14 protein-coding genes and 1 riboswitch are annotated in these 11982 nt (G+C 62.2%); of the genes, 7 read left to right on the top strand and 7 right to left on the bottom strand.

The window, feature by feature from the left end:
• Nucleotides 1–454: 454 nt before the first annotated feature.
• From JMV54_RS06950 to JMV54_RS06965, 5 genes are all read right to left on the bottom strand, one after another.
• Complete coding sequence (locus tag JMV54_RS06950) at nucleotides 455–895, bottom strand: hypothetical protein (protein ID WP_201518193.1); 441 nt, start codon at nucleotides 893–895, stop codon at nucleotides 455–457.
• A gap of 153 nt (nucleotides 896–1048) precedes the next feature.
• On the bottom strand, nucleotides 1049–2071 hold the full coding sequence (locus JMV54_RS06955) for a nitronate monooxygenase (protein ID WP_201518194.1): 1023 nt from the start codon (nucleotides 2069–2071) through the stop codon (nucleotides 1049–1051).
• Between the two features lie 150 nt (nucleotides 2072–2221).
• Nucleotides 2222–2350, bottom strand: a complete 129-nt coding sequence (locus tag JMV54_RS10785) for a hypothetical protein (protein WP_332106563.1) — start codon at nucleotides 2348–2350, stop codon at nucleotides 2222–2224.
• Nucleotides 2351–2497: 147 nt separating this feature from the next.
• Nucleotides 2498–2719 (bottom strand): hypothetical protein, encoded by a 222-nt coding sequence (locus JMV54_RS10790; RefSeq protein ID WP_201518195.1) that lies wholly within the window; start codon nucleotides 2717–2719, stop codon nucleotides 2498–2500.
• Complete coding sequence (locus tag JMV54_RS06965) at nucleotides 2700–3395, bottom strand: GAP family protein (RefSeq protein WP_201518196.1); 696 nt, start codon at nucleotides 3393–3395, stop codon at nucleotides 2700–2702. Before JMV54_RS06965 ends, JMV54_RS10790 begins: the two co-directional genes overlap by 20 nt.
• Nucleotides 3396–3505: 110 nt before the next feature.
• On the opposite strand from JMV54_RS06965, the gene JMV54_RS06970 reads away from it, so the two are divergent.
• The 4 genes from JMV54_RS06970 to JMV54_RS06985 all read left to right on the top strand — a co-directional run bounded on the left by JMV54_RS06970 (nucleotide 3506) and on the right by JMV54_RS06985 (nucleotide 7097).
• Nucleotides 3506–4108 (top strand): TetR/AcrR family transcriptional regulator, encoded by a 603-nt coding sequence (locus JMV54_RS06970; protein WP_201518197.1) that lies wholly within the window; start codon nucleotides 3506–3508, stop codon nucleotides 4106–4108.
• Nucleotides 4109–4215: 107 nt separating this feature from the next.
• Nucleotides 4216–4746, top strand: coding sequence for a GNAT family N-acetyltransferase (locus tag JMV54_RS06975; protein ID WP_201518198.1), 531 nt, complete (start codon nucleotides 4216–4218; stop codon nucleotides 4744–4746).
• 109 nt (nucleotides 4747–4855) lie between these two features.
• Nucleotides 4856–5797, top strand: coding sequence for a cation diffusion facilitator family transporter (locus tag JMV54_RS06980; protein ID WP_201518199.1), 942 nt, complete (start codon nucleotides 4856–4858; stop codon nucleotides 5795–5797).
• A 49-nt stretch (nucleotides 5798–5846) separates the two neighbouring features.
• A complete protein-coding gene (locus JMV54_RS06985; protein WP_230972850.1) occupies nucleotides 5847–7097 on the top strand; it encodes an alpha/beta fold hydrolase in 1251 nt (416 codons plus the stop codon).
• Nucleotides 7098–7128: 31 nt separating this feature from the next.
• Here the strand turns inward: JMV54_RS06985 and JMV54_RS06990 are convergent, their stop codons facing one another.
• Nucleotides 7129–7524 carry a VOC family protein gene (locus tag JMV54_RS06990; protein ID WP_201518201.1) on the bottom strand — a complete coding sequence of 132 codons (396 nt, stop codon included), beginning with the start codon at nucleotides 7522–7524 and terminating at the stop codon, nucleotides 7129–7131.
• Nucleotides 7525–7634: 110 nt separating this feature from the next.
• Nucleotides 7635–8672, bottom strand: a complete 1038-nt coding sequence (locus JMV54_RS06995) for a serine hydrolase domain-containing protein (RefSeq protein ID WP_201518202.1) — start codon at nucleotides 8670–8672, stop codon at nucleotides 7635–7637.
• 175 nt (nucleotides 8673–8847) lie between these two features.
• Nucleotides 8848–8934: riboswitch (SAM riboswitch) on the top strand.
• A 7-nt stretch (nucleotides 8935–8941) separates the two neighbouring features.
• On the opposite strand from JMV54_RS06995, the gene JMV54_RS07000 reads away from it, so the two are divergent.
• From JMV54_RS07000 to JMV54_RS07010, 3 genes are all read left to right on the top strand, one after another.
• Entirely contained in the window at nucleotides 8942–9931 is a 990-nt protein-coding gene (locus JMV54_RS07000) for a methionine ABC transporter ATP-binding protein (RefSeq protein WP_201518203.1), read from the top strand.
• Complete coding sequence (locus JMV54_RS07005; RefSeq protein WP_201518204.1) at nucleotides 9928–10665, top strand: methionine ABC transporter permease; 738 nt, start codon at nucleotides 9928–9930, stop codon at nucleotides 10663–10665. The genes JMV54_RS07000 and JMV54_RS07005 overlap by 4 nt, the downstream gene beginning before the upstream one ends.
• An 89-nt stretch (nucleotides 10666–10754) precedes the next feature.
• Nucleotides 10755–11600 carry a MetQ/NlpA family ABC transporter substrate-binding protein gene (locus JMV54_RS07010; protein WP_201518205.1) on the top strand — a complete coding sequence of 282 codons (846 nt, stop codon included), beginning with the start codon at nucleotides 10755–10757 and terminating at the stop codon, nucleotides 11598–11600.
• Nucleotides 11601–11982 lie beyond the last annotated feature (382 nt).

Genomic DNA, 11982 nt, shown 5'->3' on the forward strand with positions numbered 1-11982 from the left:
CGGGCTGAGTCCACCGGCGTCCACTAATAAAAGCGGTCCCAGCGAGGGGCCGTTTTTATTAGTGAATTTGGCAGGGTATGAGAACCCGTAGTGGGGCCCCGTCGGCGAGGGGCCCCGCGCGCTGTTGGCGCGTGGGGGAGCCCATGGGGAGTCGAATCCCGTTAGGTCCACTCCCAGGACCCCCGAATTCGGCTTAAACAAGCGGAAGTCGGGGTGTTCTTCTTCCCCAAAACCGGCCGTGCCCACAATTTGCCCACATTTCCTACGAAACCAGGGCACGTAGACGTGGACCTGTAGTTCCTATGGATGCTGTGAACAACTCGTAGACAGATGAAGACCTCCGGCGGTACCACACGCGCCATCGCCCCGCGCCCGTATCGGCCGCCAAGTCTGCGCGGGCCGTGCTCACAGCCTCACGAGAAAGTGCAGCTAACCGCATCCAAATGAGAATCGGCTATTCGGTGACCTCGACGTACCCGTCATAGGCGCGACCTTTCATGGCTTCCTCGAATTCAGCTCGAGTCATCGAAACCACCTGGTCACCGTCGGTGTGGCACGTGGCCGCTGCGATGTTTTCGTGAGTGGGGAGAAACTCAAAGTGCCACTCGCCGCCCACCACTGTCACGTTGAACAGTTCGGCGTCGTAGTGCGGGTCGAAGCCATCACGGTTTGATACGCCATCGCGCATGACATCGAGGAATACCACGCTATCGATTTCTGTGGCGCACATGCTGGCAGCATCAGGTAGCGGCAGTTGTGGCGCAGCTTGTCGGTAGTCGGGTAGCTGTGTGCTTGGCGCGCTGCTCTCCGTGGGAGTTACTTCGACGGTCGTTGCGGCGCACGAAGTCAACATCAGTGCGATCCCGGCCGCTGCGGTCATCCGAACCAAACGCATAGCGAACAACCTAGCAATTACGAGAGAAATAAAAATGCCCTCAACACGATCGCGTCGAAGCTGAACTCGACGTACTAGATGTAGTTGGTCTTGATGTCGTGTCGTAGATGGTGAACTCGCACAGCGACGGTATCGGATATCCCATAACCTTGTTCACTCGTTCGGCCATAGTGCACGGATCACATCTGCTGCCGGTCCCGTGGGCGCCTCACTGTAGCCGGCACCTGCCCAAAGATGCACCCGTTGCGCGTCGCCTGCTTTGGCGGCGGCCTGTCGAATGGGGCGGGTCAGATGATGCACGGCAGGGTAGGCAACCGGCGCGTTCGCACCGTGCGCGGCAATGAAATCGTTGTGCAGGGCCCGCGCGGGTCGCCCGGTGAATGCCCGAGTGATCACGGTGTGGTCAAACTCGGGGTCGGAAAGCGCCGCGCGGTGCACAGCTGAGGTCCCCGCCTCATCCGTGCGCAACAGTAGCGTGCCAACGGCGGCGGCAATCGCACCCGCGGTCAGCACCTCGCGCACCGCATCCGAGGAAGTGATCCCACCGGCAGCAATCAACGGTAGCTCGCTTTTCTTGCGCACCCCGGCGATCAGCTCGGTCAACGCAAGCGGTGCCGGGTCGCGCTCCGGATCAAAAGTGGCGCTGTGCCCACCAGCATCCGCACCCTGTACCACCAGACCATCAACACCGCGGGCGGTGGCCCCAGCCGCCTCTTCCGGTGTCGTCACGGTGGCCAGCACACGCGTGCCGCGCTCACGCAGCAAGCCAATATCTGTAGCCACAGGGAGCCCAAATGTGAATGACACCACCGGTACTGGCTGCTGGACCAGCAACGCGAATTTTTCGTCCCAGTTATCGTCGTCAGTCACCGGTTCGGGGTCGACGGACACACCGAAACGGGATGCTTCGGGTCCAAGTTCGGCGGCATAGGCAGCGAACGCGGCCCGGTCAAACTCATTGTCACCGGGAACGAAAAGATTCACCCCGAATGGCGCTCCGCTCGCACGCAGCGCAACAATTTCATCCCGCAGCCCGGCGGCGGTTTTGTAGCCGCCCGCCAAAAACGGAAACCCGCCAGCATCTGCCACAGCGGTCGCGAGCGCGACGGTGGTAGGGCCACCCGCCATTGGCGCGGCAACAATAGGCCGTTCGGTGTCAAGAAGCGGTATGCGCATCTGCGGATTCCTTTTTTCAACAGCGAGTCGCTTCACGAGGTCAACTCCGCCCAACCTTGCCGCGTCAACCTTGGCGATCCCTGATGGGCCAGCACATACCGGGCGAACACTGACCCGGAGCCACGGGATGCGGCGGCGTTGTTCGATTGGTCAGGCAAGGCCGAGCTTGCCCACCACCTGCACGACCTGGGCACGCTGCGCCTCGGTGGGGCCCTGGCTTGGCAGCGGCAGGCACCCGTGCGCTGCCAAGCCGAGGTGCTCAGTGATCGCGGCAGTCACACGCAGACTTCCCTCAAATTCGGTAAACAATTCCCATAGGGGTGCGAGGCGCTCCGACTTTGCCACTGCCTCGCTCCCGCGGCCCGCTTGTGCGGCGCGCGTGATGGCGAGGGCCGGGGCGGGCAGCGTGCCGCCGATCACCGAGCATCACGCATCACAGTCGGCGTTCAAACCGGTCGCGGCGAACGCATCACCGGAAACGCCGATTGCGACATGCTCCGGCACCACCGGACGAATCGCTGCGCCGTGCTCGATCGATTCCTTCGGGCTGGCTGGGAGGCCGCCGGGGATCTTGACGAAGCAAACGGCGATGCGGGCGGAGAGGTCGTTTGGGGAGCTCTGTCGCTCCCTACCAAAGTTTGAGCGCATTGGCGCTGCGATAGACCATGGTGATGCCGACGATCGCGGCAATCCATAGCAGCGTCACTTTCGCCTCGTAGTTCAGTCGCGGAATCCATCGCTGCAGGCGGTGGGCCAGTCGGTCGCCGACCAGGCCCATGGCGGCGCCCACGAGTATCGCAGGCAGCACCATGATGATGCAATACGCCGCCAGTAAAGCGAGTCGCAGCAGCGGGGTGATCTCGAACGACTGCATGATGCCAATCGCTGCGAGGTACGGAAGCATCGTGGCTGCCTCGATCACTGCGGCGCCCAGCGCGAGCGACGCCATGCCTGCCAGTCCAGCTCGGGTGGCCTTCTGCATCTTGGTCGTGTCGGTGGGCACGTTCGTCTCGCCCGGCTCGGGCTTTTTCGGATTCGGCGCGAAAATGCCGAACGCAGTGAGCGCGGCTCCGAGAACGAGTGTGACCCAGGGGAACCAATCCGTCTGTGTCGCTTCCGTGATGATCGGGCCGATGCCGGCAAACCCGAGCATCAGCGTGATGCCCAGAGCGAAATACGCGACGCTGATAGTGCCGAGGTATGTGGCGTAGGGGATCGTGCGCAGTCGGCCCCAGCGCAGCAACAGGGTGAGTGGGATCACCAGGGTGCCGACGCTCAGGCTGTCGACGAGAGCGAGGCCGATAAGGGAGATGATGTCGAGCATCCGGGAGGCTCCTGCGGGATGTAATACGAACGTATAAAAAGTTAATACAGTTGTATTACGTCCGTCAATGTGGTGCAATCAACGTGTTCAATTTCGGAGCGGAGGCGCGGATGCAAGACCCAAGTGCGTGGACCGCGCAGGCCGTTTCGATTGCCCGGGCCGCCATTCGTGTCATCGTGAACTCCGGTCTTGACGCGGTGAGCGTGCGTACCGTTGCAGCCGAAGCACAAGTTGCCGCGGGAAGCGTGCAGTACCACATGGGCACGCGCGATGAGCTGCTCGCGAAAGCGCTGATGTACTCCACATATCGGCAACACGAACGCGTGAATACACATCGTCTCGCCGGCAGCATCCGTGACCGGCTGACTGCATCCCTTATAGAACTGCTGCCAACCGGTGGTGTACAGCGAGAGGATGCGGTGATGTGGGTAACCTTCAATGCGGCCGCGTCAACTCGCGATTGGCTCGCTGGCGTGATGTCGCGCGAGCTTGATCTTTTTCAAGAGCGCGTAGCAGCTGCATTGCGGGCGGCTCGGGATGCGGGGGAGCTGGTCGCAGAGATTAGCGAGGACGACGGCGCGCGACTCATAACCGCGCTGGTGAACGGTCTGACGCTCGACTATCTCAACGCCCCAACCGATGCCGCCACGCTGAAGCAATTGCGTAGCGATCTCGAGCGTGGCCTGGGGCTGGTTTTTGGTGGTGATCGATAAACACGGTCTTGCCGCAAGATGGTCGACCGCCGGTGGTCCAGGCGAAGCGATGAGCGACGAGAGTAGCCTTGGCGCAAGCCTTTTGAGCTGGCCTTAGGAAGGTGCCAATGGCAGGCGAAGTCGAAATCACGATCAGGCCGCTCGAGGTGTCTGATGCTCGCGCGATGTTTGCCGAACTCCAAGACCTCCGCATCTACACCTTCATCGATCAACGCCCTCCCGAGAGTCTCGAGCGGTTACAAGAGCGCTACGGGGTGCTCTGCCAGGGAGCGCCGCCAGGGCTTGGCGAGAGGTGGCTCAACTGGATCATCCTGAATGCCGAGAGCGGTAAGCCGCTTGGCACACTTCAGGCGACCATCGATGAAAAAACTCAGCGTGCATCCATCGCCTACGTGCTGTTGCCCAAAATGTGGGGCCGGGGGATCGCCTCGCGAGCCACACAGTGGCTCTTGGACCATTTGCGTGATGACTACGAGGTCACTGAAACCCAGGTCGAGATCCACGAACACAATGCGCGGTCGTTGAACCTCGCGCGACGTTTGGGTTTCGTTGATGTCGAGGTGTGTCGAGAAGGTGACCACAATGAGGTCGTCCTGCGCCGGGGCCTCAAAGATGACCGCAAATCGCCCGCGACATGACGCGAACGAACTCAGCCGAGAACCCTTGCCGTAGTTAACGCCTCGCCCGCGGCCAAACTCCCGCGGAAGTTATAGGATCGGGCTGGGGAGAGATCTGAGGGAGGTACACATGGGTGCGGGGCACGATCACGCGCATGTCAATCTGGATGCAGAGGCTCCCGAAGGTATGCGAAAGCGCCTGTGGATCATCTTTTCGATCACCGCGACGATTGTCGTCGCCCAGGCCATCGGCTCGATCATCACCGGCTCGCTGGCGCTGTTTACCGACACCGTGCACGCGGTGGTGGATGCATCCGGGCTGCTGCTGGCGCTGATCGCGGCCAGTCTCATGCACAAACCCGCCAGCTCAACCCACACCTGGGGGTTTCGCCGCATCGAGGTGATCGCGGCGCTCGCGCAGGCGACGCTGCTAACCGTGGTCGGCACCTATGCCGCCGTCGAAGGAGTTCGCCGCCTATTCGAGCCGCCCGAGATTCAGGGCGTCGAACTGCTGGTGTTTGGTGTTCTGGGGCTTATCGCCAACCTCATCGGCATCATCGTGCTCTCGTCGAACCGCAGCGCAAATTTCAATATGCGCGCAGCCTTCCTTGAAGTGCTCAACGACGCGCTCGGTTCCCTCGGGGTGATCATTGCCGCAATCACGATCGCCACCACCGGCTTTTATCAAGCGGATGCGATCGCGAGCCTGTTCATCGCGGCGCTGATCGTGCCTCGCGCGGTGAAACTACTGCGCGAAACAGTGCGCGTGCTTATGGAATTCAGCCCCGACGGGCTCAACCTCGACGATGTGCACGAACACCTGCTCGGTATCGACCACGTTATTGATGTGCACGATCTGCACGCGTCCACGGTCGCGACCGGGCTGCCGATTTTGTCGGCGCATCTGGTGGTCGACGACGGTTGTTTCACCGATTTGCACGCCATCGAGATTCTGCAGGCGGCGAAACAGTGCGTGGCCGAACACTTCCCGGTGTCGGTGGTGCACTCGACATTCCAACTTGAAACGCCGGCAATTGCGGCCAGCGAGCGGTGTGACGAGTTGCACGACTGAGCCGGCAAGCTGCATCCGTTCTCAATAATTGGTCGCTAGGGTCATGCACATGAGCTTTGGCGCAATTAATTTGACCGAACACACACTAACCGTGCCACTGGTGTGGCCCGATCTTGCCGGCGGCGATGAGGCCGACGATCGCACGATCGATATTTTCGCTCGCGTAGTCACCCGGAGCGGGGGAGAAGACCTGCCCTACCTGGTGTTTTTGCAGGGCGGCCCGGGTAGCGAAGATCCGCGACCCGGTCCCGACCAGGCCGCCTGGATCGACGCCGCGCTCGAGGATCACCGGGTGGTGCTGCTCGACCAGCGCGGAACCGGCCGTTCGACCCCGGTCGGCGACGGCTTTCTCGAGGGGCGCAGCGCCGAGGAGGTCGCCGAGCACCTCACGCATCTGCGCGCCGACTCGATCGTGCGCGATGCCGAAGCGGTGCGCGAGCACCTGGGCGCAAAAACCTGGCGGGTGCTCGGCCAATCATTCGGCGGATTCACGCTGCTGCACTACCTGAGCTACTTTGCCGACTCGGTAGAGCGCGCCTATTTCACCGGCGGCCTGTCGGCGGTGGGCCGCCACTGCGACGATGTCTATCGGCTGTGCTACGACCGGATGCGGGAACTCTCGTTGGCCTACTACCGCCGGTTCCCAGAAGATCGCGACCGGATGCGCCGCGTGGTCGAGCTCGCCGAACGTGGCGAAATCGTGCTGCCAGACGGTGAAGTGCTTTCGGCGAGCCGAGCCCGCAACCTCGGCCACCTGCTCGGCTCGGATAACGGCTGGGCGCGCCTGCACTGGCTGCTCGAACTCGACCCCGATTCGAACGCATTCCGCCACGACCTGGCGAACGCGATGGCCTACGGTGGCCGCAACCCGCTCTACTACGTGTTCCACGAGTCGTCGTATGCCGATGGCTGCGTCACCGACTGGTCGGCACAGCGCGTCGAGCCCGACGACTTCCGCGAAGACGTGACACTGCTCACCGGTGAGCATGTGCGAGAAGAATGGTGCGACACGGTGCCGGCGTTCCAACCTTGGGCTGAGGTGACGCGCATCCTCGCCAAGCACGAGTGGCCGAAGCTTTACGATCCCGAAGCGCTCAAGGCCAGTGGTGCGATTGGTGCGGCAGCGGTGTATGTGAACGACGCTTATGTACCACTCGAGTTTTCGCGTGAAACCGGGGCGCTGCTGCCGGGCGTCAAGCAGTGGATCACCAGCGAATACGAGCACAGCGGCCTGCGCACGAGCGGCAGCCGCGTGGTCGAGCGGCTGTTTGCGCTCGCGGACGGGCGTGCACTGCGGTAGCTCATCCTCGAGCGAAATTTGCAGCGGCGAACTAGGCGACGACCAACTCGACCTCAAACCCCTCCGTGTTTTCGAGATAGAGCGCCACATGCTGCTCGCCACCGGCGTGCGGATAGCGCTCGGCAAAGAGTTCCCGCCATCCCTGAGCCAGTGCCTCTTTACGCAACCGATCCAAGAGCTGGCGGTCGCGCACGCAGAGCGCAAGGTGGTTGAGACCCGCTCGCATTCGGTCATGCTCGCCACGAAGTGCTCGAGACTGCTCCAACACCAGGTACTCGCCCGAGGGAGCTGTCCACACCCGCCCGGCATCCCAACCATCAACCGGTGTCGCTGCCCAACCCAGTGACGTCAGCAACCAGTCAAACTCGAGTTCGCTGATCGCCAGGTTCGACGTCCACAGCTCGATGTGATGAATCGCGCAAGACATGCGATCAGTCTAGGTAGCCAACGAGGCTGCACCGCACTAAAACGAGCGAGCACGCCGTAGGCAGCGCCCTGTAAGCTCGCGTCCAACAACCGCAGCGGCGAACTCAAGAACTAGAGCTGACGCAGTAGCCCGACCACTTCAAACAGCGTGCGGAAGCTGCGTGAAACGGCCTTCGATGAGCCGAAGTTGATGGCGATCTCAGCGTCATGCACCGGGTCGTGCCACAGGTGCGCGGCCGAGCTGCCGAGGTGCCCCACCAGCCGCGGCCAGTTGCGTGCCCACGGGACGAGCCCCTCGAACCGCACCGTCATGGTGCCGGCACCGTACCAGAGTCCGGGGCGGAAGCGGTGTCGCGGCTCCTGCAGCATCGCCCAAGACTCGGCGCTGATGAGCTTGCCATTACGCATCCCGGCCATCAGCTGTAGAAAATCGTCCAGTGTGCCGGCAATACCGCCACCCGCCCAGTCGCAGGTGATTGCGCGGCGGGTTCCGATATCAATTCCGGCGATCGATAGCGACGCAATCTCGTCGGTGCCGGATGCAGGCTGAGTGCGAAATGGTAGGAAACTGCGGCCCATACCCAGCGGTGCAAAAACTCGGTGATGCACGAGCTCGCCGAACAGTTCGCCGGTCACTGTTTCGAGAGCTCGACCGAGCAACACGAACCCGGTGTCGCTATAGCGGAACCTCTCGCCGGGCCTAGCCACCGGCTGCTGTCGGTCGCGCGTGAACGCGATCAGTTCGGCCGGCGACCACTCGCGATCGAGGTCGCGCTTGAGTTCGGCAACAAATCGCGGCCCAGATTTCGTGCGTCCCTCATAAAAATCGTTGCAGCCGGATGTGTGGGTGAGCAGCTGCTCGATGGTCACCTCGGCTGCGGCGTCATCCGCGAACAGGCCGTCAATTTCGGATGCGGGCAGCAGCTCAGCAATCGGTGTGGCAAGGGCAATGCGGCCCGCCTCAACCTGCTGCATCACGAGCGCGGTCGTTATGAGTTTGCCGACGCTTGTGGCGTGGAAGGGGAGGTCGGTGTCACCGTATCGATAGTCAATGCCGAGCGATTGCGAGCGCACCGCTACCTGCGGAGTGAAGTGTTGGATCTTTACGAGACGCTGGTCGAGTTGATTGGCAAAATCGGTGCTGTGCATCCGGAATCTCCCTGTTGATTGGAGCAGACCGTCGCCGGATCCGCTATGAAGTCATATTGGAGCTCACGGATGTGAACGCGCAGCAACCGGGATGCGAACACGATGTTCGCGTAATGAACCGTCACATAGTGCGGCAGTGTTTTGCACTGCACGCTGATTCGTGCCAATCTAACTGCATTCATCTCGAGTAGCTGAGAGACCCGGCTCTGTGACGCTGCAGCAACCTTGGCAAGCAAGGTGCTACTGCCGGGAACGATGGAGGCCAGCACGTGATTGAACTGCGCGACGTAACCAAGGTGTATACGCGCAAGGGCGCTGACCCCGTGACCGCACTCGACGGCCTCAGCCTGTCGGTAGAAGCTGGCAGTATCCACGGCATCGTCGGTGAATCCGGTGCTGGTAAATCCACTCTCATTCGCTGTCTTACCGCGCTCGAACGCCCCACTTCCGGATCAATTCTGGTTGCTGGACAAGACCTCACCACACTGCGCAACCAAGACCTGCGCACGGCCCGGCGTAGCATCGGCATGGTGTTTCAGGGCGCCAACCTGTTCGAGTCGCGCACCGCATTCGAAAACATCGCGTATCCGCTGCGAATCGCCAAAGTGCCGGCCATAGAACGCGAAAGCCGCGTCAACGAATTGCTCGACCTCGTTGGGCTCAGCGGCCGCGGCGACTCGTATCCGGCGCAGCTTTCGGGCGGTCAGCGCCAGCGCGTTGGCATCGCCCGCGCCCTCGCCGACGACCCCGGTGTGCTGCTCGCCGACGAACCTACCTCGGCACTCGATAGCGACACCACCGCACAGATTCTTGCGCTGCTCAAAAGCGTGCGCGACCGCACCGGCGTGACCGTCGTGGTCATCACCCACGAAATGTCGGTGGTACGCGAGATTTGCGACTCGGTCACGCTGCTCGACCGCGGCACCGTGCGCGAATCGGGTCGCATCCGAGATGTGGTCACAAACCCCAATTCTGAACTCGCCCGCAAACTCATCCCGCTGCCCGAATTTGGTGCGGATGCGGTGGGCACCCAGCGCGCGATCGACCTGTTCTTCACCTCGCATCCCGGCGACCCGATGGGGTCGAAGGTGATGGCGCAGGTGCAGCAGGTGTCGGGTGATATTGCCGCGGGCACTTTCGAAACCGTCGGTGACGTTCAGGTTGGGCGGCTCGTGGTAACCGTCGCTCCCGACGCAGTCGCGGGTGCTCTCGAAGCGTTCGCCAGCCACAACATCCACGCGGAGGTGCGTGCCGCATGATCGACATTTTGCAGCAGTTCGCCTCGGCAAGTCAGGATGTGCTTGCCGCCGCCGGGGAAGAAACCTGGTTCAACCGCCCGGCAGTGCAAAAGGGGCTTGTCACTGCAATCCTCGAGACGCTCTATATGACCGGCGCAGCCACGTTTTTTAGCGTGCTGTTTGGCCTGCCCACCGGTGTGATCCTCGCCGAAACGCGGCGCGGTGGGCTCATCGCGCAACCTATCGTGCACCGGGTGCTCGGGGCGATCGTCAATATTGGCCGCGCCATCCCGTTCATCATCCTTGCCGTCATCGTCTTGTATTTCATCCGCCTCATCAATTTGCCGTGGCTCAAAACAATCGGCTGGCCAGCATTCACCATCGCGCTGGTCGTCAGCGCCGTGCCGTATATGGCGCGCATGGTCGAATCGAACGTGCTCGCAGTCGACCACGGCAAGGTCGAGGCGGCGCAGATGGCCGGCGCCTCGCGCAGTGCAATCATGTCGGGTGTGCTCGTGCGTGAAGCCCTACCGTCGCTGATTCAATCGACCACCATCCTGACCATCACGATCATCGGCTACTCGGCCATGGCATCTGCGGTTGGCGGCGGCGGGCTCGGTGCGCTCGCCATCAACCAGGGATATCAGCGCAACAACTTCGACGTCATCGTCATCACCGTGGTCATCATCCTGATCATCGTGCAGCTCGTGCAGTGGCTGGGCGACATGCTCAGCCGGCTGGTGGATCACCGCTAGGCGCCACCGGCCGGCAATTAGTGGCCAAGCACAACCCATCCCGATTCAATTCCCGCCGTTCGCGGGAACTATCCAAACGAAGGAATCCCATGAAGATCACAAAGATCGCCAAGATCGCTGCTGCAACCGCAGTAGCCGCACTCGCACTCGCCGGCTGCGCCGCCGGTGACACCACCGACGCCACTACCGACGCGACCACCGCTGAAGGCGGAGTGGTGACGCTGAAGGTCGGCGCATCGCCAGTGCCGCACGCTGACATCCTCAACTTCGTCAACGACAACCTCGCCGAGGATGCCGGGCTCAAGCTCGAGATCGTTGAGTACACCGACTATGTGCAGCCCAACGTGGCGCTGTCGGAGGGCGAACTGGATGCGAACTTCTTCCAGCACGTGCCCTACTTCGACGCTGAGGTGGCCGAGAAGGGCTACAACTTCGAGCACGGTGAAGGTGTGCAGATCGAGCCCTACGGCATCTACTCGAAGCAGCTCACCGACCTGAAGGAGATCCCTGAGGGCGGCAAGGTGCTCGTGAACAACGACCCGTCGAACCAGGCCCGTGCGCTGAAGCTGCTCGAGCAGGAGGGCATCATCGGCCTCGACGGCGCCGAAAACCCCACCATCTACGAAATTGCCGACAACCCGAAAAACCTCGAGTTCACCGAGGCTGAGGCTGCCGTGATTCCGGTGCAGCTGCCGGATGTCGACATTGCCGTGATCAACGGTAACTACGCGCTCGAGCACGGACTCAACCCGGCAAAGGATGCGCTGGCGCTCGAATCGGGTAAGGACAACCCCTACGCGAACATCCTCGCTTGGAACAAGGATGCCGAGAAGGCCGACGCGATTGCGAAGCTCGAAGAGCTGCTGCACGACCCGCAGGTGGCCGACTTCATCCGCGAACAGTACCCGGACGGTGAGATCATCCCCGCGTTCTAATTTCTACGCTCTGCGCCCCACGGCCGGCTTCGTGCCCGACCGTGGGGCGCTCGCGTTTGTGCGCGCGCTTTTGTGGGTGGGTGCGCGGCGCACCCGCTCGCCGCAGTGCGCAGCGCCTCGCCGTGCGACGTCTTGCGCGCCGACGCGCGGTCACGACGCCTTTTCCCTGGCGACTCCCACTCGCCCCGAGCCTCCTATCACGCCAGTTGTGTGGGTTCGCGTCATTTGTATGTGGCAGAGCACACACAAATGACGCGAAGACACACACGAGGGGCATGAAGCGGGGAAGGAGTGCGGAGGCACACACGAGGGGCATGAAGCGGGGAAAGGAGCGCGGAAACACACCCAAGGCGTGGGGAATGGCCGATGCGGTGGAGTGGCG

The organism is Gulosibacter hominis (assembly GCF_904842695.1).
Taxonomy (GTDB): Bacteria; Actinomycetota; Actinomycetes; order Actinomycetales; family Microbacteriaceae; genus Gulosibacter; species Gulosibacter hominis.

What these genes read in the sequence shown, in the direction of transcription:
- JMV54_RS06990 (WP_201518201.1), bottom strand. Translation starts at nt 7,524, where the DNA reads ATGTCTTGCGCGATTCATCACATCGAGCTGTGGACGTCGAACCTGGCG.
- JMV54_RS10790 (WP_201518195.1), bottom strand. Translation starts at nt 2,719, where the DNA reads ATGCGCTCAAACTTTGGTAGGGAGCGACAGAGCTCCCCAAACGACCTC.
- JMV54_RS06955 (WP_201518194.1), bottom strand. Translation starts at nt 2,071, where the DNA reads ATGCGCATACCGCTTCTTGACACCGAACGGCCTATTGTTGCCGCGCCA.
- JMV54_RS06965 (WP_201518196.1), bottom strand. Translation starts at nt 3,395, where the DNA reads ATGCTCGACATCATCTCCCTTATCGGCCTCGCTCTCGTCGACAGCCTG.
- JMV54_RS06950 (WP_201518193.1), bottom strand. Translation starts at nt 895, where the DNA reads ATGCGTTTGGTTCGGATGACCGCAGCGGCCGGGATCGCACTGATGTTG.
- JMV54_RS06995 (WP_201518202.1), bottom strand. Translation starts at nt 8,672, where the DNA reads ATGCACAGCACCGATTTTGCCAATCAACTCGACCAGCGTCTCGTAAAG.
- JMV54_RS07010 (WP_201518205.1), top strand. Translation starts at nt 10,755, where the DNA reads ATGAAGATCACAAAGATCGCCAAGATCGCTGCTGCAACCGCAGTAGCC.
- JMV54_RS06980 (WP_201518199.1), top strand. Translation starts at nt 4,856, where the DNA reads ATGGGTGCGGGGCACGATCACGCGCATGTCAATCTGGATGCAGAGGCT.
- JMV54_RS06970 (WP_201518197.1), top strand. Translation starts at nt 3,506, where the DNA reads ATGCAAGACCCAAGTGCGTGGACCGCGCAGGCCGTTTCGATTGCCCGG.
- JMV54_RS07005 (WP_201518204.1), top strand. Translation starts at nt 9,928, where the DNA reads ATGATCGACATTTTGCAGCAGTTCGCCTCGGCAAGTCAGGATGTGCTT.
- JMV54_RS06975 (WP_201518198.1), top strand. Translation starts at nt 4,216, where the DNA reads ATGGCAGGCGAAGTCGAAATCACGATCAGGCCGCTCGAGGTGTCTGAT.
- JMV54_RS06985 (WP_230972850.1), top strand. Translation starts at nt 5,847, where the DNA reads ATGAGCTTTGGCGCAATTAATTTGACCGAACACACACTAACCGTGCCA.